19 protein-coding genes and 1 riboswitch are annotated in these 17,879 nt (G+C 67.5%); of the genes, 2 read left to right on the forward strand and 17 right to left on the reverse strand.

Annotated elements, in window-relative coordinates; all coding sequences use genetic code 11:
• Positions 1-7: 7 nt before the first annotated feature.
• From CVUC_RS12160 to CVUC_RS12170, 3 genes are read right to left on the reverse strand one after another with little or no spacing between them, the layout of a single operon-like run.
• On the reverse strand, positions 8-1,345 hold the full coding sequence (locus CVUC_RS12160) for an alpha/beta hydrolase (protein ID WP_096034462.1): 1,338 nt from the start codon (positions 1,343-1,345) through the stop codon (positions 8-10).
• A 30-nt stretch (positions 1,346-1,375) separates the two neighbouring features.
• On the reverse strand, positions 1,376-1,864 hold the full coding sequence (locus tag CVUC_RS12165; protein WP_101685828.1) for an RNA pyrophosphohydrolase: 489 nt from the start codon (positions 1,862-1,864) through the stop codon (positions 1,376-1,378).
• Positions 1,865-1,886: 22 nt separating this feature from the next.
• Positions 1,887-3,071, reverse strand: a complete 1,185-nt coding sequence (locus CVUC_RS12170; RefSeq protein WP_096034461.1) for a divergent polysaccharide deacetylase family protein — start codon at positions 3,069-3,071, stop codon at positions 1,887-1,889.
• A gap of 195 nt (positions 3,072-3,266) precedes the next feature.
• Positions 3,267-3,355: riboswitch (glycine riboswitch) on the forward strand.
• A gap of 371 nt (positions 3,356-3,726) precedes the next feature.
• On the opposite strand from CVUC_RS12170, the gene CVUC_RS12180 reads away from it, so the two are divergent.
• Entirely contained in the window at positions 3,727-6,129 is a 2,403-nt protein-coding gene (locus CVUC_RS12180; RefSeq protein WP_096034459.1) for a TonB-dependent receptor, read from the forward strand.
• Positions 6,130-6,213: 84 nt separating this feature from the next.
• Here the strand turns inward: CVUC_RS12180 and CVUC_RS12185 are convergent, their stop codons facing one another.
• The 11 genes from CVUC_RS12185 to CVUC_RS12235 all read right to left on the reverse strand — a co-directional run bounded on the left by CVUC_RS12185 (position 6,214) and on the right by CVUC_RS12235 (position 15,205).
• On the reverse strand, positions 6,214-7,608 hold the full coding sequence (locus tag CVUC_RS12185; protein ID WP_010921264.1) for a S41 family peptidase: 1,395 nt from the start codon (positions 7,606-7,608) through the stop codon (positions 6,214-6,216).
• A gap of 113 nt (positions 7,609-7,721) precedes the next feature.
• Positions 7,722-8,777 (reverse strand): murein hydrolase activator EnvC family protein, encoded by a 1,056-nt coding sequence (locus tag CVUC_RS12190; RefSeq protein ID WP_096034458.1) that lies wholly within the window; start codon positions 8,775-8,777, stop codon positions 7,722-7,724.
• Between the two features lie 16 nt (positions 8,778-8,793).
• Positions 8,794-9,258, reverse strand: a complete 465-nt coding sequence (rlmH, locus tag CVUC_RS12195) for a 23S rRNA (pseudouridine(1915)-N(3))-methyltransferase RlmH (protein ID WP_096034457.1) — start codon at positions 9,256-9,258, stop codon at positions 8,794-8,796.
• A 104-nt stretch (positions 9,259-9,362) separates the two neighbouring features.
• A complete protein-coding gene (gene rsfS / locus CVUC_RS12200) occupies positions 9,363-9,794 on the reverse strand; it encodes a ribosome silencing factor (RefSeq protein WP_024265955.1) in 432 nt (143 codons plus the stop codon).
• A 120-nt stretch (positions 9,795-9,914) separates the two neighbouring features.
• Positions 9,915-10,565, reverse strand: a complete 651-nt coding sequence (locus tag CVUC_RS12205; RefSeq protein ID WP_010921260.1) for a nicotinate-nucleotide adenylyltransferase — start codon at positions 10,563-10,565, stop codon at positions 9,915-9,917.
• Positions 10,531-11,805, reverse strand: coding sequence for a glutamate-5-semialdehyde dehydrogenase (locus CVUC_RS12210; RefSeq protein WP_096034456.1), 1,275 nt, complete (start codon positions 11,803-11,805; stop codon positions 10,531-10,533). The genes CVUC_RS12205 and CVUC_RS12210 overlap by 35 nt, the downstream gene beginning before the upstream one ends.
• Before the next feature lie 132 nt (positions 11,806-11,937).
• The gene (locus CVUC_RS12215; protein WP_096034455.1) at positions 11,938-12,201 is read right to left on the reverse strand and encodes a hypothetical protein; all 264 of its coding nucleotides are present in this window, start codon (positions 12,199-12,201) and stop codon (positions 11,938-11,940) included.
• A 110-nt stretch (positions 12,202-12,311) separates the two neighbouring features.
• The gene (locus CVUC_RS12220; protein WP_096034454.1) at positions 12,312-13,256 is read right to left on the reverse strand and encodes a DUF6624 domain-containing protein; all 945 of its coding nucleotides are present in this window, start codon (positions 13,254-13,256) and stop codon (positions 12,312-12,314) included.
• Between the two features lie 73 nt (positions 13,257-13,329).
• Positions 13,330-14,169 carry an aldo/keto reductase gene (locus CVUC_RS12225; protein WP_096034453.1) on the reverse strand — a complete coding sequence of 280 codons (840 nt, stop codon included), beginning with the start codon at positions 14,167-14,169 and terminating at the stop codon, positions 13,330-13,332.
• Positions 14,170-14,189: 20 nt separating this feature from the next.
• Positions 14,190-14,846 carry a Pr6Pr family membrane protein gene (locus CVUC_RS12230; protein WP_096034452.1) on the reverse strand — a complete coding sequence of 219 codons (657 nt, stop codon included), beginning with the start codon at positions 14,844-14,846 and terminating at the stop codon, positions 14,190-14,192.
• Entirely contained in the window at positions 14,843-15,205 is a 363-nt protein-coding gene (locus CVUC_RS12235) for an MmcQ/YjbR family DNA-binding protein (RefSeq protein ID WP_096034451.1), read from the reverse strand. The genes CVUC_RS12230 and CVUC_RS12235 overlap by 4 nt, the downstream gene beginning before the upstream one ends.
• 29 nt (positions 15,206-15,234) lie before the next feature.
• Here CVUC_RS12235 and CVUC_RS12240 point away from each other — a divergent pair, with 29 nt between their 5' ends.
• Entirely contained in the window at positions 15,235-16,104 is an 870-nt protein-coding gene (locus tag CVUC_RS12240; protein WP_096034450.1) for an NAD-dependent epimerase/dehydratase family protein, read from the forward strand.
• 14 nt (positions 16,105-16,118) lie between these two features.
• Here CVUC_RS12240 and CVUC_RS12245 read toward each other — a convergent pair whose 3' ends face one another.
• Genes CVUC_RS12245 through CVUC_RS12255 form a run of 3 tightly spaced genes read right to left on the reverse strand, consistent with a single transcriptional unit; the run spans position 16,119 to position 17,862 of the window.
• On the reverse strand, positions 16,119-16,472 hold the full coding sequence (locus CVUC_RS12245) for a VOC family protein (protein ID WP_096034449.1): 354 nt from the start codon (positions 16,470-16,472) through the stop codon (positions 16,119-16,121).
• 44 nt (positions 16,473-16,516) lie between these two features.
• A complete protein-coding gene (locus tag CVUC_RS12250; protein ID WP_010921252.1) occupies positions 16,517-17,176 on the reverse strand; it encodes a class I SAM-dependent methyltransferase in 660 nt (219 codons plus the stop codon).
• 50 nt (positions 17,177-17,226) lie between these two features.
• Positions 17,227-17,862, reverse strand: a complete 636-nt coding sequence (locus tag CVUC_RS12255; protein ID WP_125469941.1) for a hypothetical protein — start codon at positions 17,860-17,862, stop codon at positions 17,227-17,229.
• Positions 17,863-17,879: the final 17 nt, after the last annotated feature.

A 17,879-nucleotide genomic window follows, 5' to 3' on the forward strand; every position in this document is an offset into this window, starting at 1 on the left:
CCTACACTTACTTCTTGGCCTTGGGCGAGGATTTGGCGGGCGCCTTTGTCGCAGGGGCCTTGGCCGCTTTGGGGGCGGCGGGCGCCTTTGCGGCGGGGGCGGCCTTGGTCGCAGTCTTCGCGGCCGGCTTCGCCGCAGCCTTGGGAGCCGCGGGCTTCTTGGTGGCAGGCGCCGTCTCGGCGGCCGGAGCCTTGGCCGCCGCCTTGGGCTTGGCCTCGGCCTTGGGCTTCGCAGCCGCAGCGGCCTTGGGCGCGGAGGGCGCCTTCGCCTTCGGCGCGGCGGCGGACTTGGCCGGTGCTTCAGCCGCCGGCGCAGCCTTGGCCTTGGGCGCGGCCTTCTTGGCGACCGGAGCCTTGGCCGTCGCCTTGGGCTTGGCGTCGGCCTTGGGCTTCGCGGCGGCCTTTGGAGCGGCCTTCGGAGCGGCCTTGGCCTTGGGCGGGGAGGCCGGCTCGGCGGCCTTCACGGGTTCAGGCGCGGCGGCGGGGGCGGGCTCGGGCGCCTTCGCCGGTTCCGGCGCGGGCGCCGGAGCGGCCGGCGCGGGAGCCGGTTCGACCTTGGCGGCGGGAGTTTGGGTCTTGCCCCGCAGCCAGGCGATCACGTCATCGAGGATCTTCATCGTGTTCGGCTCGTCTATGAGATAGTGGGCGTTGTTGGGATAGATCTTGATATCGGCGCTGGCGTACTTGCGGCCGATCCGCTGCACGTCATCCAGCGGGGTCGTCCGGTCCAGCGCGCCGGCCATCACCAGGATCGGAACCGTCACCTTGGCGGAGTCGACATAGGCGGTCCTGTTCGGATCCTTGTCCGGCCAGGCCAGATCGGCCAGCACCTGGCCGCTGTCATGCACCATGGTGGCGTAGAGCGCGTCGTGACGGCTGGCCGGCACCGCGTTCATCACACCGAACTTGAAGCCGGTCTTCCACATCTTGCCCGCCTTGGTCTCGGGCTTGGCCTGAAGGGCCATGTTGAGGAAGGTGAAGACGGGCGAGAGCTTGGGCTTGCCGCGCGCGTCCGCCGGCGAGGCGGGGGCGAACAGCACCAGGGCTGAGGCATGCCCCGCCTCGGCGAGCTTCTGAGCGATCAGGCCGCCCATCGAGTGGCCGAAGACGAGCGGCTTCTTACCGGTCTCCTTGGCCAGGGTCTGGGCCAGGGCGCTCATCTCGGCGACATAGTCAGCCAGGCTCAAGCCCGCGACGCCAGGCTTGGGGCCATCGACGGTCCGCACGGCCGATCGGATCGTCGGCGCCTCGACGCGATAGCCCTCGGCCTTGAGGCGCTCGGCGACGGGGCCCCAGACGTCCCCCGCACAGCCATAGCCATGGATCAACAGAACCGTTTCCGCCATTCAGTTCTCCCCCTCGCGGCGGCGGACCGGTCAGTCCCCGCGCGCGAACCCCTGGAACGCGGCGACTACCGCTTCGTAGACCCCGCGCTTGAAGGGTACGATCAGTTCGGGCGTTTCGTCGAGCCTGCCCCATCGCCAAGCGTCGAACTCGATGTGTTCGTCCGCTTCCAGATCGATTTCCGACTCCTCGCCGACGAAGCGGTAGGCGAACCAGACCTGCTTCTGACCCCGCCAGCCGCGCGCGTGCTTGGGATTGGCCATGACCTCGGGGGGGAAGTCGTAAGTGATCCATCCCTCGGTGCGCCCGAGCAACTCCACGGACGTGACGCCGGTTTCCTCGGCGAGCTCGCGACGGGCGGCGACTTCGAGGTCCTCGCCCTCATCCACGCCGCCTTGCGGGAACTGCCAGTTGTAGGGCGGGGCCTGGCGATGGCGTCGGCCCAGCCAGACGCGGCCGTCCGGGTGAAACAGCACGACGCCGACATTGGGGCGATGTTGAGGATGGTCCAGCTCAGTCATGCCTGAGCTTATCTCAAGGCGCTCAGCGATGCGCCAGGGCCGATGCGGGGGCCAGCTGGATCCCGCGCGCCTGCAGGCCGGCGGCCCAGGCCCGCACCTGGTTGATCGTCACCGGATAGGCGAAGCCTGAACCCAGGGACTGACCCCGCGCGGCCGCGCCTGTCTCCAGCGCCCGCAATTGCGCGTCGATCGCGCCGGCGGACAGTTCGTCGTCGATCACCCGATCGGCCGAAGCTCGGGGGATCGGACCTGCGCGCCGCGCGGCCAAACCGTCGTCGATGAAGGCCAGGCCGCGCGCTTTCAGTGTCGCGTTGAAGGTGTTCATCGCCTGGTCGTTATCGACGAAGCGGGCGCCCAGATAGTTGGACAAGCCAAAATAGCCCGTGGCGCGCGACATCAGCCATTCCAGCTTGCGCACCGTATCGTCGGGACGATTGGCCGCGATCAGGGTATAGGGACCCGGATCGTTGGCGGGGTAGTCGGCCGGCTCCATCGGCGTTTCCAGCAGCACCTCGTGGCCGTGGGCGCGCGCCAGATCGATCCAGCCCTGCAGGCCCTCGGCATAGGGGGCGAAGGACAGGGTGACCTCGCCGGGCAGGGTCTCGATCGCCGCACGGGTGGTCTGGGCGTTCAGGCCAAGGCCGCCAATGACGATCGAGACCTTGGGGCGACCGTTCGGCGTGAACGGGCGGGCATAGGCTTCGGCGGCCGTTCGACCGTCGGCGGCGATGATCGGCAGCAGGCCGCCGCCGGGGCCCGGCGCGCTGAGGCCGGCGAGCGGCGCCTGGGGCAGGCCCGGTCCCTGCGGGATGGCCGGCGCGTTTTCCAGGCCCTCGGCGACGGGCGCCTCGCTCTCGGCCTTGGCCATGATCGGGCCGAACGGATTGGCCGAAAGACCCAGTTCGCCCGGGAGCAGGCCGGCCTCGTGAGCGGGATCCCCGCCCAGGGCCTCTCGCCAGCCTTCGGGCGCGTTCTTGGTCGCGCCGATCTTGGTCAGCTCGAGCCGAATCACGGGCGAGCCTGCATGCGGGTCGCTGGTGATCAAGACGAGGGTCGCGACGGACGCCAGGAACAGCAGGGCCGCGCCGCTGGCGCTGATATAGGGATTGCTGATCGCCGCCATGAACTTGGCGCGCAGATCACCAGGCGCGCCCGGAGCGGGCGCGGCGGCGGCGTAGGCGGGCTTGCGCGAAAACGAGACGGCCATGACGTCCTCACCCTAGGCGGCAAGCTTCGAAGATATGGTTAACGAGATGTGGCCAGACGCGATCCGAGGCGCGGCGCGGCGACGCGGGCGCCGCTGAAATCATCGTTTTCTGCAACGGACGCGGGCGCAGGCGTGAACCGGCGACAAAGTGTTCCGAACCCGGATTGACGATCCTCGCCCATGCTCTTTCCTCAAAGGCCTCTCGCGGGAGAGATCGGGCCTTGCCCGGCGCTGAAGGCGAAACCGCCCCGGAAACGCTCAAGCAGAAGGACCGCGCGAGACGTTGAACGCTGGAAAGCAGAGCGCGCGCCGCTCTCGCCGAAGGAGCAAGGCCCGCCGACTGTCTGGTCGGCCGCTGAATCTCTCAGGCGCCAAGGACAGCGGGGGCAGAAGGCGGGTCGCTTCGACCCGTCCAGGCCCCTGTGTGTGTTAGCGAGCTTATAGATCAAAAATTCGCCGAGGTGGCATTTATAGCGCGATCGCCTTTCAGGTTTTCGCGGTTAAGTCGTTTTCTCTTTTGTATTCAAATTTCATATGACCGAAAATCAAACAGATGTTGCGTAAGCTTTTGCCGATGCAATTTCGTTTACGTGTTTTCATTTGTTGCGGCTTTACCTGAATTTGTCCCCTTGTGACGCTGGGCGGGTCAACATGATTGGGGATAGTCATGACCTCTCGCAAACCCACGCGCGACACCGCGCGCTTCAGAGCGCTCCTACTGGCCGCCTCCCTGCTGGGCGGCGCGACCTCCGCCTACGCCCAGGACGCGGAGAAGGCCGCCGAGGTGGACTCGGTGGTGGTGACCGGCAAGCGCCTGTCGGAGGCCAGCGTCGCCATCGGCACCGACCGCGCCACCGCGACCGTCTCGATCACGCGCGAGGCTCTGCTGTCGGCCCCGGCCGGCATCACCGGCCTGAAGATGCTGGAGAGCCTGCCGGGCTTCAACGTCCAGGCCAATGACGCGCTGGGCATGTACGAGTTCGGCAATTCGGTCTCGGTGCGAGCCTTCAACTTCCAGCAGATCGGCTTCCTGCTGGACAATATTCCGATGGGGCGCAGCGACCAGTTCGGCGGTAGCCCGATCTATCGCTATGTCGACAACGAGAACCTGCTGCGGGTCACGGCCTCTTCAGGCGCCGGGGATGTGGGCCTGCCGAGCTACGCGTCGCTGGGCCCGATCGTCGACTACTTCACCCAGGCGCCGTCGCAGGAGGCCGGTGGCGCGATCAGCCAGACCTTCGGCAGCGACGCCCTGCGCCGCACCTTCCTGCGGCTCGAGATGGGCAAGCTGGGCCCGGTGTCCGGCTATGTCAGCGGCTCGTGGATCAAGGGCGACCTATGGCGCGGCCCGGGCACGATCGATCGCAAGCACTATGAGGGCAAGCTGAAGTACGACCTGCCCAACGGCGGCGACATCACCTTCCAGACCGTGCACAACGACTATTTCGACTATGACAGCCCGTCGATCACCAAGGCGCAGTACGCCGGAACCGCCGGCGATGTCTTCGGACGCAAGGGCCGCTATTTCGCCTATCTGGGCGTGCCCCCGACCTCGGTTCCCTTCGGCACGGCGATCACGATCCCGACCGCCAGCCTCCCGGAAACCGTGGCGGGCGTGCCGTACTCCAACACCGGCTACGCCCAGTACTACAAGTTCGCGATCAACAAGCGGAAGGACCACCTCTATGGCCTGACGCTGAACACGCCGTTGGGCGAAAGCCTCGACCTGACCACGACGGCCTATTACGAGGACAAGGGCGGATACGGGGTTTCGCCCGAGGCCTATGCGACCTCGCTGGCCAGTCACAACGCCCAGCGCCTGATCGTGCCGGGACTGTTCGCGCCCAAGGGCATTCAGTACGGCCTGTCCGGCGTCGACGGCATCCGCCAGGGCGTGACCGCCAAGCTGGCCTGGCATGTCGGCTTCAACAAGATCGAGGCCGGTCTCTGGCTGGAGAACGACGACTATCACCGCACTCAGAACCGCTACAACGTCGCGGGCGGCAACCCTGACGGCGCGCCGCTGTTCAACGAGCGGGTCCACGCCCAGCGTGACTACACATCCCTGCGCGAGACCAAGCAGTTCTTCCTGAAGGACACCCTGACGCTGATGGACGCCAAGCTGAAGCTGGAGCTCGGCTTCAAGGCCACCGACATCGACTACAAGATCGCCGGCTATCGCAATCCCAACGACTATATCAACCGCCGCCGTCCGCTGCTGAAGGACAACTGGAAGGACAGCTTCCTGCCCCAGGTGGGCGCGGTCTACAGCCTGACAGGGCGCGATCAGGTCTTCGCCTCCTATTCGGAGAACATGGCGCTGCCGCGCGGGGCCGACGACATCTTCTCGGCCGCCAGCCCGACCGTGGCGGGCCCCGACCCGGAGACCTCGACGAACTGGGAGCTTGGCTATCGCGCCAACCACAAGACGTTCAACGCCTCGATCGTGGCCTATCAGACCGAGTTCAAGAACCGTCTGCAGTCGTTCGCCGCCCTGGTGCCGGGCGGTGGCGGGATCACCGAGACCTTCTTCCAGAATGTCGGTGCGGTGAGGGCCAAGGGCGTCGAGTTCAGCGGCCAGTGGAAGCCGGAGTTCCTGGCGGGCAAGGCCTATTTCAACGCCAACGTTTCCTATAACAGCGCCAAGTTCCAGGACGATGTCTTGAACTACCGCGCCAGCACCACGGCGGCGGCCACCACCCTGGGCATCGCCGGCAAGAAGGTGCCGGACTTCCCCGACTGGGTGGTCCAGGGCGGCCTGACCGTCGAACCGTTCGACGGCCTGTTGATGAACATCTCCGCGCGCCACCTGGAGAGCCGCTTCACCAACTTCATCAACAGCGAGAAGGTCGGCGGCTACACGATCGTCAACGCCTATATCGACATCGGCGACGGCTTCTCGGCGGGGCCGTTCAGCCAGATCAAGGCGCGGGTCAATGTCGATAACCTGTTCGACAAGGACTATCTGGGCACGATCAGCACGACGGTGAACACCGCCGCCAGCTTCCGTCCCGCGCCGCCCCGGACGGTGCAGTTCACGATCTCGGCCGACTTCTAGAAAGCGCGCTCCGACAACGAAAACGCCGCCCCGGGGTCCCGGGGCGGCGTTGACGTTTCAGGGTCTTGGGCGAGATGTCGCCGCCTACTTGACCTCGGTGACCGGCGTCTTGCCGCCCGCCGCTGCGGCGGCCTTGGCGGTGACCTCGGCGACCTTGGCGGCCGGCTTGGGGAGCTTGGGCGTCTTGGCGACGCCGCCCGCCTGCAACACCGCGATCGCGCGCTGCAGCTGGAAATCACCCTTCTTGTCGTCGAAGCCTGTGGGCGGGGCCTCGGCCGGCGTGTGGGCGCCGACGCGCGACTTGCCTTCGTCGGCGTTCAGGGCGTTCTTGAAGCTGGCCTCGCTGAACCATACGCGGTTGGCGATGTCTTGCGCCTGGTCGCGGGTCTGGGCGACCTCGAGGTCGGGGGCGATGCCCGTCTTCTGGATCGAGCGGCCCGAAGGCGTGAAGTAGCGCGCCGTGGTCAGCTTCAGCGCGCCGTCGGCGCCGCCGCGGAGCGGGATGACCGTCTGGACCGAGCCCTTGCCGAAGCTGGTCAGGCCCACGACTTCGGCGCGCTTGCGGTCCTGCAGCGCGCCGGCCACGATTTCGGCCGCCGAGGCCGAGCCCTGGTTGATCAGCACCACCATCGGCAGGCCGTTCAGCATGTCGCCGCCCCGGGCGTTGTAGCGCTGGATGTTGCGCGGGTCGCGACCGCGCTGGCTGACCACCTCACCGCCGTCCAGGAACACGTCGGCGACGCCGACCGCCTGGTCCAACAGGCCGCCCGGATTGTTCCGCAGATCCAGGATCAGGCCCTTCATCTTCGGGTTCTTGGATTTCAGCTCGCTGACTGAGCTGGCCAGGGCGTCGGTGGCCTTTTCGTTGAAGCCCGGCAGGCGGACATAGCCATAGTCGCCTTCCATGCGGGCGATGGCGGCCTTGGGCTTGATCACCTCGCGCACGAGCTTGACGTCGAACGGGTCGGTCTTTTCGCGGGCGATCGTCAGGGTGACGGCCTCGCCGGCCGTGCCGCGCATCTGCTTGACGGCTTCGTTGACGGTCAGGCCCAGCACGCTCTGGCCGTTGACGGCGGTGATGTAGTCACCGGCCTGGATGCCGGCGCGCGAGGCGGGGGTGCCGTCCATCGGCGAGATCACCTTGACCACGCCCTCTTCGCTGGTCACTTCCAAGCCAAGCCCGCCGTACTCGCCGCGCGTGGTGTCCTGCATGTCTTCAAAGGCGTCGGGCGCCAGGTAGCCCGAGTGCGGGTCCAGGCTGGTCAGCATGCCGTCCAGCGCCGCCTCGATCAGCTTCTTGTCGTCGACCTCGGTGACATACTGGTCCTCGACCGTGCCCAGCACGTCGCCGAACAGTTCGAGCAGCTTGTAGGTCTGGGCCTTGGGGGCGTTGTTCGCCTGGGCGATGGGACTGATATAGGCCATCGTCCCCGCGCCGAGGACGAAGGCCGAAACGCCAATGAGCAGGTACTTGCGCATAAAGGCCCAGAAGGCTCCCTAGCGGCGCGCGGCGCCGCAAACCGTGTTTAGCCCCGACCAACCCTGTCCGTGACCGGAGGTATAATTACGGCCACAATTACTGAAAAAGTCGACTATCGCGACTCCTGTTTGAGCCAGCGCTCCGGATCGGACGGCGCGCCATTCTCCCGCACCTCCATATAGAGTTCCGGCTCGGAGGATACAGGGTCTGGCATCTTCCCGATCGGGGCGCCCGCCGCGACAGATTGTCCGGGCGAGACGTTGATCTGGTCCAGGCCCGCCAGCACGATGTGATAGGCGCCCTGCACGCGCAGGATCAGCACTGCGCCCCAGCCGTTCAACGCGCCGGCGTACTCGACGACCCCGCCTGCGGGCGCGGCGATGGTCGCGCCCTTCTCGGGGCGAAGCGTGAGACCCGGCGACTTGCCGCCAGCCGGCATTTCCTGGCCGAACCGGCGGACGATCGCACCCTGGACCGGGGGGCGCAGGCTGAGCGGACCGCTGGGCTGGGCGTTCCCGAGACCATCGGTCAAGGCGCCCAGGGTCTTCAGTTCGTTAGCCTGGGTCAGGGTCTCCTGAGCATAGGCGCGTTCCAGCTCGGTCTTCTCGATGATCAGACGCTCGATCTCGCCCTTGCGATCGGCCACGACGCTTTCGGCGGTGAACAGTTCGGCCGAGGCGGCCGCAGCCTCACGGCGCAGGGCGCGGATCGCGACGGCCTGACGGCCATAGGCGTCGGCGCGCTGCTTGAGCTCGGGCGTCATGGCGCGGATCAGGATGGCCGCCCGCACCGCGTCGCGGGCGTCGCCGGGCGAGACCAGCAGGGCCGGCGGCGGGTCGCGGCGAAACATCTGCAAGGCCGAGAGCAGCAGCGACAGGCGCTGCCGATTGCGCCCCAGCTCCGCCAGGATCGCGTTCTCGCGCGCGTTCAAGGCTTCAAGCCTGGCCCGCTTGGCGTCGACATCGACGCCGGCGGCGATCCGGGCATGGTCCAGCCGGTCGAGCTCGGCCCGCAGGTCCTGGATCTCGCGGCGGGTCTCGGCGGCGATCTGGCGGTCGCGGGCCCGTCGGGCCTCGAAGGCGGCGTCGGCGCGCTGCCAGCCGACCACGGCCGTGGGAACGGCCAGGATCAGGGCGCAGAAAGCCAAGACGAGTCGCGAGCGGGACATCGCCGCAACTCTTGCCTTAATCGCGGTGATAGGGCGAGCCCGACAGGATGGTGGCGGCGCGATAGATCTGCTCGGCCAGCATGGCGCGGGCCAGGGCGTGCGGCCAGGTCTGGACGCCGAAGGCCATGGTCTCGTTGGCGGCCGACAGGATCGAGGGATCCAGACCGTCGGCCCCGCCGATCAGGAACACCACGCGGCGGTTTCCGTCATCGCGCAGGCGGGCCAGGTGATCGGCGAAGGCGCGGCTTTTCCAGGCCTTGCCGTGCTCGTCACAGGCCACGACATAGGCGCCCTCCAGATGCGGGCGCAGCACCTCGGCCTCGGCGGCCTTGCCGGGCTTCCTGGCCTCGACCTCGAGAATGTCGACGGGGCCCAGCGCCAGGGCGCGGCCGGACGCTGTGGCGCGGGACGCATAGTCCAGAGCCAGCTGCGCCTCGACCATGCGGCCGAGCTTTCCGACGGTGAGGATGGTGATCTTCATCAAGGCAAGCGTGGCAGCCGAAAGTGGAAGCCGGTTTCGGCGCCCGCCACGCGCCAAGCAAAAAAGCTAAAGGCCGTCGCTCGTGGAGCGACGGCCTTGCCGTATCAGTTCGCCGCGGTGCGGTGCGGTGCGTCGACCGCCCAGATCTTCTCGATGTTGTAGAAGCTGCGCACTTCGGGACGGAACAGGTGCACGACGACGTCGCCGGCGTCGATCAGCACCCAGTCGCAGTGCGGCAGGCCTTCGACCCGCGCCTTGCCGAAGCCGTTTTCCTTCAAGGCGCGCAGGATGTGATCGGCCAGAGCGCCGACGTGACGGTGCGAACGGCCCGACGCCACGATCAGGCTGTCGGCGACCGAGCTCTTGTCCGTCAGGTCGATGTGGACGATGTCCTGGGCCTTGTCGTCGTCAAGGCGGTCGAGGATGAGGCGCTCCAGCGCCTTCACGTCGAGAACCGGACTCAGGCCGGGGGATTCAGTCGAAGACTCGGCGCCGGCCGGGCCTTCATGCGCACTATGCGCGGGGTCGCTACGCAGCGGATTGCTCCTTATGGGGTCGCTGTGGATAGCCCTTATAGCACGGAATTGGGCGAAACGTGAGGGGGTGATGGCCAAACGCTGATTTGCGGGCCGTCCGAGGCCCTCGCGCAACGTTGATCAGCCCTTCTGCCGCGCCCGCATCGCTGTCGAGGAGGCGAAATTCAGCGGTCCCGTCAGATAGACCCAGGCCGGCGATTTGGCGTCCGGCAGGCGGGCCGCGGCGCTGGCCGGCCAGCGGGCGAAGGCGAAGCGGCGGGCGGCCGGCGAGGTGCGGGCCTTCAGCGCGATCCAGGGGCGCGAGATCACCGCCACCGGCACTTCACGCATGATCTGGGTCCAGCCGCGCCAGCGGTGGAAGGTGGCCAGGCTGTCGGCGCCCATCACCCAGACGAACTTCACGCCCGGATAGCGGGCCCGCAGCACCCGCAGGGTGTCGATCGTGTACTGCGAGCCCAGCCGCGTCTCGGCGTCGGAGACGATCATGCCGCTGCCGCGCGCCCAGCGGCGGGCGTTGGCCATGCGCTCGGCCACGGGGCGGGTCTCGTGCGTGGGTTTCAGCGGATTTTGCGGTGACACCAGCCAGATCACACGGTCCAGCTCCAGACGGCGCATGGCAGTCTCGGCCACGTGGGCGTGCCCCTCGTGCGCCGGGTTGAAGCTGCCACCGAACAGCCCGACGCGCATCCCGGGTTCCAGGTGGAACCCCAGACGCTGGGCGTTGGGCCGGCCGGCCTCAGGGACGAGTCTGGCCGGTCCCGCGAACCACATATTTGAACGTCGTCAGTTGCTCGGCCCCCACCGGGCCGCGGGCGTGAAGCTTGTCGGTGGCGATGCCGATCTCGGCCCCGAAGCCGAACTCGCCGCCATCGGCGAACTGGGTCGAGGCGTTGACCAGAACGATGGCGCTGTCGACCTCGGCGATGAAGGCCTCGGCGGCGGCGGCGTCCTCGGTGATGATCGCGTCGGTGTGGCCCGAGCCGTACGAGGCGATGTGCCGCGCCGCGCCGACCACGCCGTCGACCACGGCCACCGACAGGATCGGGGCCAGGTATTCGGTGGTCCAGTCCTCGACGCTGGCCTTCTTCATCGTCGGCTCGATGGCGCGGGCGGCGGCGTCGCCGCGCAGCTCGCAACCGGCCTTGATCAGGGCGTCGGCGATCGGCGGCAGAAGCTTGTCGGCGGCCGCCTGGTCGATCAGCAGTGTCTCGGCCGAGCCGCAGACCGACACGCGGCGCAGCTTGGCGTTCACCACCACCTCGACGGCCTTCTTCAGGTCGGCGGCGGCGTGGACGAAGACGTGGTTCAGGCCCTCCAGGTGGCCCAGCACCGGGGCGCGGGCCTCGGCCTGGACGCGGGCCACCAGGCTCTTGCCGCCGCGCGGAATGATCAGGTCGATGGTCTTGTCCAGCCCGGCCAGGATCATGCCGACGGCGGCGCGGTCGGGCGTCTTCACCGCCTGGACGGCGGCGGTGGGCAGGCCGGCCTTCTGGAGACCGCGCGCGATCGCGGCGTGGATGGCGAGGTTGGAGTGGATGCACTCCGACCCGCCGCGCAGGATCACCGCATTGCCCGAGCGCACGCACAGCGCTGCGGCGTCGGCGGTCACATTGGGGCGGCTCTCATAGATCATGGCGATCACGCCGATCGGCGTGCGCACGCGGGCGATATCGAGGCCGTTGGGCCGGGTCCAGCGCGAGGTGGCGACGCCGACGGGATCAGGAATGGCGGCTACGGCCTCTACGCCTGCGGCGACGCCTTCCAGACGCGCAGCGTCCAGTGCCAGCCGGTCCAGCATCGGGCCCGAGACGCCGTTGGCCTCTGCGCGCGCCAAATCCTTGGCGTTGGCGGTGAGGATCGCGTCGGCGTCCTCGCGGATGGCGACGGCCATGGCCTGGATGGCGGCCGTGCGCTGCTCTGGCGTGGCGAGGCGAAGCGCGCGCGCGCCCTCGCGGGCCGTCCGGCCCATCCCCGCCATGATCGCCTGAAGGCTCGCGCCCGCGTCGTCCATCTCGTCCCCGTCCTGAAGGTTATGCTCAGGTTGAGGCTTACCTAGGCTCTTTCAGAGGCGGATGAAACCGCGTTCGTCTGAAAACGGAGCGAGTTTTGGTGGGAGCGATCCCGGCGCGCCCGCTGCCCGAGTCTATTTCGCGTAGACGATCCGGCACTCGCCCTCGACCGTGGTGTAGCGGTCGTTCGCGGCGTCGACGAACGAGATCCGGCCGCCTTCATCGTACTCGACCTTGCCGGTCGACCGGCCGGCGAAGGTCTGGGTCCCGTAAGACCAGCAGACGATATCGGCCGGCTTGTCGTTCCACGTCGCCGCCCGCCGGGCCTGCTTGCTCTCGGTGCAGGCCGAGAGGGCGGGGAGGGTCAGGACGGCGAGAGCGACGATGGCGAGGCGCATGGAATTCCTTGGCGGTGGTTCGGGTGGCGATATCGCGAGGAACTCCCGGTCGCTAGTCTTGGCAGCTTAGCATCGGCGAGCGGCAGGAACAGGGGGCGATCAATGCCCGCTCAATCCTTGGGGCACGGGCCCCAGCGGGCGTAGTAGGCTTCCAGCGACTCCAGACCCATTTCAGCCCGACGCGCCGCGAGGCCGGCAGGATCGTCCACGGCGGGATGCGGTTCGCGCTGGCCGGCCCGGCAGCGGCCTTGGGTCGCGTAGAGCTGATTGCGGCCCTCATTGGCGGCCAGGCGATCGTAGAGATAGGCGTAGTTGCGTTTGCTAGTCTCGTTCTGGTCTTTCAGGCGGGTCAGGAGGGCCAGGGCCTCGCGCTGGAAAGCGGGGTCGTGATCGCTGTGCTGCACCATCAGCCACGCGGCCCTGTCAGCCTCGGCGCCTTCGGCCGATAGGGTGAACCAGCCGTCGGACTTGATCTGCGCCCGCAACCATTCAGCATTGTCGCGGGTGAGAACGCAGTAGCTGTGCTCGGCGCGCAGAGCGATCCGCTGCTCAACCCCGGGCGTGCGGTCGCCGGGCGCGTCGATGCTCAAAAGGGCTTGATCCACAGCCACGCGCTGGATCACCGCCCGGGCGCGCGGCGTCCGCGCGGCTTGGGCCTGTTCCACGAAGGTCTGGACGTTCCGGTTGATATACTGATCGCCGACCTTCTCGCCGGCCAGGGCCTTGGCGCGCAGGGCCTCGCTCTCGCGCTCGAGCCTGGCGGCGGCGTCGCGGTCCGCGCGCCATGACTCCGGCGATGGGGCGCTCGCCGCGCTCTCCAGCCCCAGCACGATCTCGAACTCAGCCTCGGTGCGACACCCCTTGGTCTTGGCATCGGCCGCGATCGCACCGGCCAGCGCTCGCAGCTCGGCCGGCGTGCGACCCGCGCGGAGGCTCCAGTAGTCGAACGTGCGAGCCACAGAGGGATCAGCGCGCAGGGCGGCGAGCGGCAGGGCAGGCGGCGAAGCGCTGGCGAGCGCGAAGGCGAAAACCGCAAGTCCTGCGCCAAACGTCATCGCCACCCCTGCCCCGGCAATCTCAATTCAAGATTGTTCGCAAGGTGGGCGGCTCGTCAAGTTGAGCGCCACCCTACGCCGCATCCCACTGATACGCCTTGTCCAGCCAGTCGCCGATCCGGCCGTCGGGGCGGGCCAGGGCGTGGATGCGGGTCATCTCGGCGTCGGACAGTTCGAAATCGAGAACGTCGAAGTTCTCGACGATCCGGGCCGGATTGCTGGTGCGCGGGATGGCGATGATCCCCTGCTGGATGATCCAGCGCAGGGTGACCTGGCCGGGCGTCTTGCCGTGGGCGCGGCCGATCTCGATCAGCACCGGGTCCTGCGCGACCTTGCCCTGGGCCAGTGGCGACCAGGCGGTGATCGAGACGCCCAGCTGGTCGGCCTTGGCCTTCAGGGTCTTCAGCGACAGGTAGGGGTGATACTCGACCTGATCGGTGGCGATGGGGGCCTCCGACAGCTTGGCGGCGTCCTCCAGCTGGGCGGACGGGAAGTTCGACAGGCCGATGGCGCGGGTCCAGCCCTTGGCGCGAACCGCGTTCAGGGCCTTCAGGGTCTCGGCCAGCGGGACATCGGGTTTGGGCCAGTGCAGAAGCAGCAGATCGACCTGGTCGACGCCCAGCTTTTCCAGGCTCTTCTCGGCCGAGCGCTGCAAGTCGCCGTCCGCGAACTGGTCGATCCAGACCTTGGTGGTCAGGAAGATCTCGTCGCGCTTGACCCCGCTGTTCCTGATCGCCGCGCCGACATCGCGCTCGTTGCCGTAGATCTGGGCGGTGTCGATGTGGCGGTAGCCGATCTCCAGGGCCTTTTCGACCAGCGGAACGGCGGTTCCGTTCTCCAGCTGCCAGGTGCCAAAGCCCAGGGCGGGCATCAGGACATCGCCCGAGCGGACGGCGGGAACAAGCTTGGACATCGAAGGCTCCGAAAAGGGCGTCAGGCCGATAGGGGCTCGCTGGGGCTGGGCGCCACCCTGGCCCGAACGCGCGAGAGGGCGATGAAGATCAGCGCGACCAGCGCGAAGGCCACGCTCATCTCGACCATGGTCAGCAGCACCTTGGGATAGCCGCGCTTGGCGACGTTCATGAACGGATACGGATACCAGTTCGTCAGCGCGCCGTGGAGCAGCGTCCAGACCCCGAACAGGGCCGGGAAGGCCATGGCCTTGGCGGCGACGATCCAGCGCGCGGGGCCTTGTCCGCCGCGCAGGGCCACATCCAGCAGGAAGGCGATCGGGGTGATGGTGTGCAGGATCGTGTCGGAGACCTTGCGCAGGCCCTGCGGGTCCCACTGCGAGGCCAGCATGGTGTGATAGACGACCGCCGTGATGGCCAGATAGGTCGCGATCGCGGCGCGCGGACCGCTTTGCTCGGCCCAGGCGGCGAAGCGGCTTTGGGGCGCGACAAGGGGCGCGGTCAGCGCCGCGGCGGCCAGCAGGTTCGTCAGGATCGTGAAATAGCTGAAGAACTCGACCGACTTCACCGCCGCCGACACCAGGGTTTCGTCATAGACCATCAGGCCGTACTGAAGGGTCGGGCCAAGGCAGGCGACCAGCGCGATCAGGATGCGCCAAAGGGCGAGCGGGCCTTTCATCGAATCTCCGTCGGATGGGCTGCGTCCCAGGCCTTTAGCACCGACTTGGGCGCCGTGGCGCGCCACTGGCGTAGCAAGAGCCGCTCGACCGTGCCCGGATGCGCCTGCGCCAGGCGGACCAGGACATAAGGATAGTTCCGGAAGTGGTCGGTGAAATGGAAGACGTCGGGCTCGGCCTCGACCAGCATGTCGCGTTCGTCGAACGGCACGGCCGGACAGACCAGGCTCTCGCCGTCCTCGAACAGGCGGGTCAGGAACTTGCCGTGCGCCTTCAGGCAGGGGCGGCCATAGCTGGTCCCGTCGCTCACGCCCGGCAGGCGGAACGCAAAGGCGCGCACCTCGTCATAGGTCATGGGCAAGCCCTCCCGCGCGGGACTATAGGAGGCGAATGGACGCTGAGAACACCCTGAAGACGCCGGTGCTGGTGCTGGGCGCGACCAGCCTGATCGGGCGCCATCTGATGGCGCGGCTGAAGGACGAGGGCCTGGATCCGGTCGCCTTCAGCCGCCGCCCGCCGCCGGGCGACGCCTGCTGGATCGGCGGCGACCTGAAGGACCCGGACCTCGCCGAGCGCCTGCCGGTGACCGCGACGGTGTTTTCGCTGTCGCCGATCTGGCTCCTGCCGCCCGCCCTGCCGGCGCTGAAGGCGCGCGGCATGGCGCGTCTGATCGCCTTTTCCTCGACCAGCCGGTTCACCAAGACGACCTCGCCGGACGCGGCCGAGCGCGCGGTGGCGGCGGCGCTGACCGAGGCGGAGCAGGCGGTCGAGGCCTGGTGCGCCGCCAACGGGGTCGCCTGGACGATCCTGCGGCCCACCCTGATCTATGACGAAGGCCACGACGCGAATGTCAGCCGCATCGCCCGGCTGGTGCGCCGCTTTCACTTCATGCCGTTGTCGGGCGCGGGGGAGGGGCTGCGCCAGCCGGTCCACGCCGAGGATCTGGCCGCCGGGGCCCTCGCCGCCGCCCATGCGCCTGCGGCCGCTGACAAGGCCTATAACCTCGTCGGAGGTGAGACGCTCACCTATCGCGTCATGGTCGACCGCGTGTTTGAAGGCCTGGGCAAGACGCCCCGCAGCCTGCCGATGCAGACCTGGCTGTTTGGCCTGCTGATGCGCCTGGCCAAGCCGTTCTATCCCGGCGCCACGACGGCCATGGGAACCCGCATGGGCCAGGACCTGACCTTCGACTCGTCTGACGCGGCGCGGGACTTTGGCTGGAGTCCGCGCAAGTTCCACCCGCGCTTTGCCGCCCCCTGACAGATCGCGAGCGCCTATTCGACCCCGGTGGCGCTCCACACGCCCAGCTCATTGCCCGACGGGTCGGTGAAGTGGAAGCGGCGCCCGCCCGGGAAGCTGAAGATCGGCGCGGTGATCACCCCGCCGGCCGCCGTGACCTTGTCGAGCATGGCCTCCAGGTCGTGGGCGTAGAGGATGACCAGCGGCTTATCGCTGGACTCCTCCTGCGGCCTGGCGAAGCCGCCGTCGGTTCCCTGGCCCTCGAAGGCCACATAGTCTGGACCGTAGTCAGCGAAGGTCCAGCCAAACGCGGCGGAATAGAAGGCCTTGGTCGCCGGCAGATCGCCGCCGGGCCACTCGATATAGTCGATCTTGCCGTCTTCGCGCATGGTGGCCCTCGGTATAATGTTCTGCAAATGTTCTTATCGGCCCTTCAGGGCAGAGTCCAGACGCTGGTGCGCTTGACTGCCATGTCCTCGAGCTCGCGGGTGGTCTCGACCTGGTATTCGGCCAGCTTCACCAGGTCGTCCTTGCGGAAGTAGGTGCGGCCCGGATCGCCGATCAGCACCGTCGAGCCTTGGGCGCGGCCGCGCCGCAGCCAGTCCATCACCGCCTCGGCCATGGGCTTCTCGTAGCAGATGTCGCCGGCCAGCAGGACCTGGGCCTCCGGCGGCGGGCCGCCCAGCAGATTGGCCTCGGTGAAGGCGACTAAGACGCCGTTGGCTTCGGCGTTCAGGGTGACGGCCGCTTCGCAGAAGACGTCGATGTCATTGGCCAGAACGCTCTTGGCGCCCGCCTTCATCGCCGCGATGGCCACCAGGCCCGAGCCCGTGGCGAAGTCGAAGACGGTCTTGCCGGCCACCGTTTCGGGATGATCGAGGATATAGCGCGCCAGGGCCTGTCCGCCGGCCCAGGCGAACGCCCAGAAGGGCGGCGGCAGGCCGATCTCCTCCAGCGCCTCTTCGGTCAGCTTCCACAGCGGCGTGACCTCGTCGGCCAGATGCAGCGCCAGTTCGGGCGCATGCGGCGGCGGCAGCAGCTGGGTGTTGTCGCGGATGAAGGCCCGCCGGCCTTCCAGGGTCTGGACGATCATGGGGCGCTTAAAGCACCAGTCGGAGGACGGCGCGAGGGAACTAGAGATTTCTATCGGCTAACTGGCTCACTCGTTTCTGGAGCCATAACGTATTGGGAGCCATTTTGGATCGGAGCATCTAGTCCGATTGTCGAAATGAACTGACTCACGGTTGCGCGCACATCGTCGGATCCGAGTGGTTTTGGATCGAGGCCCTCAGGCGTGACTAGGATGCCTCTAAGCTCAAGAGGACACTGAATATCGAATGGCACGTTCTGGGACTTCAGATTCCAACAGAATTCGAATTCGCCACGCAGAGATACGGTGAGCGCCGAAGGCTCGGAGGCTCGGCAGATGGTGAGTTCATCCACACGCGCGGGATGATGCTCCGCGAGATAGAAGCTGCCTTCTACGAGCTCCTTTTCCCTCACGCTGTCCCAGGTAACGCCGTCTAGCTCATGGACGTTCTGGATGGTGAGACTCAGCCAGTCCGCGAGAATGGCGCAGTCCCAAACTTCGCCATCAAACTTCAACGGCGCCAGCTCGACGAAGATGTTCCAATAGAGGCCCCGCGCCATGCCAGCCGAAGCGTTTTCATGGATGTACCCGTAGATCTCGCCGCGTAGAGCTTTGAGAGCCGGTAGATGGTTTCCGAAAGGACCGAAGGTCGATTTGAACGCGACCTGTGCGCGCGTGACGATGTCCACGGATACCTCGTGAGTTG

Source organism: Caulobacter vibrioides (genome assembly GCF_002858865.1).
Classification (GTDB): Bacteria; Pseudomonadota; Alphaproteobacteria; order Caulobacterales; family Caulobacteraceae; genus Caulobacter; species Caulobacter vibrioides.

Excerpts from the sequence above, each read along its gene's own strand:
- CVUC_RS12220 (WP_096034454.1), bottom strand. The coding sequence starts at position 13,256 with ATGACGTTTGGCGCAGGACTTGCGGTTTTCGCCTTCGCGCTCGCCAGC.
- CVUC_RS12215 (WP_096034455.1), bottom strand. The coding sequence starts at position 12,201 with ATGCGCCTCGCCATCGTCGCTCTCGCCGTCCTGACCCTCCCCGCCCTC.
- CVUC_RS12165 (WP_101685828.1), bottom strand. The coding sequence starts at position 1,864 with ATGACTGAGCTGGACCATCCTCAACATCGCCCCAATGTCGGCGTCGTG.
- CVUC_RS12240 (WP_096034450.1), top strand. The coding sequence starts at position 15,235 with ATGGACGCTGAGAACACCCTGAAGACGCCGGTGCTGGTGCTGGGCGCG.
- CVUC_RS12160 (WP_096034462.1), bottom strand. The coding sequence starts at position 1,345 with ATGGCGGAAACGGTTCTGTTGATCCATGGCTATGGCTGTGCGGGGGAC.
- CVUC_RS12190 (WP_096034458.1), bottom strand. The coding sequence starts at position 8,777 with ATGTCCCGCTCGCGACTCGTCTTGGCTTTCTGCGCCCTGATCCTGGCC.
- CVUC_RS12185 (WP_010921264.1), bottom strand. The coding sequence starts at position 7,608 with ATGCGCAAGTACCTGCTCATTGGCGTTTCGGCCTTCGTCCTCGGCGCG.
- CVUC_RS12170 (WP_096034461.1), bottom strand. The coding sequence starts at position 3,071 with ATGGCCGTCTCGTTTTCGCGCAAGCCCGCCTACGCCGCCGCCGCGCCC.
- CVUC_RS12250 (WP_010921252.1), bottom strand. The coding sequence starts at position 17,176 with ATGATCGTCCAGACCCTGGAAGGCCGGCGGGCCTTCATCCGCGACAAC.
- CVUC_RS12210 (WP_096034456.1), bottom strand. The coding sequence starts at position 11,805 with ATGGACGACGCGGGCGCGAGCCTTCAGGCGATCATGGCGGGGATGGGC.
- CVUC_RS12230 (WP_096034452.1), bottom strand. The coding sequence starts at position 14,846 with ATGAAAGGCCCGCTCGCCCTTTGGCGCATCCTGATCGCGCTGGTCGCC.
- CVUC_RS12205 (WP_010921260.1), bottom strand. The coding sequence starts at position 10,565 with ATGTGGTTCGCGGGACCGGCCAGACTCGTCCCTGAGGCCGGCCGGCCC.
- CVUC_RS12245 (WP_096034449.1), bottom strand. The coding sequence starts at position 16,472 with ATGCGCGAAGACGGCAAGATCGACTATATCGAGTGGCCCGGCGGCGAT.
- rlmH (WP_096034457.1), bottom strand. The coding sequence starts at position 9,258 with ATGAAGATCACCATCCTCACCGTCGGAAAGCTCGGCCGCATGGTCGAG.
- CVUC_RS12225 (WP_096034453.1), bottom strand. The coding sequence starts at position 14,169 with ATGTCCAAGCTTGTTCCCGCCGTCCGCTCGGGCGATGTCCTGATGCCC.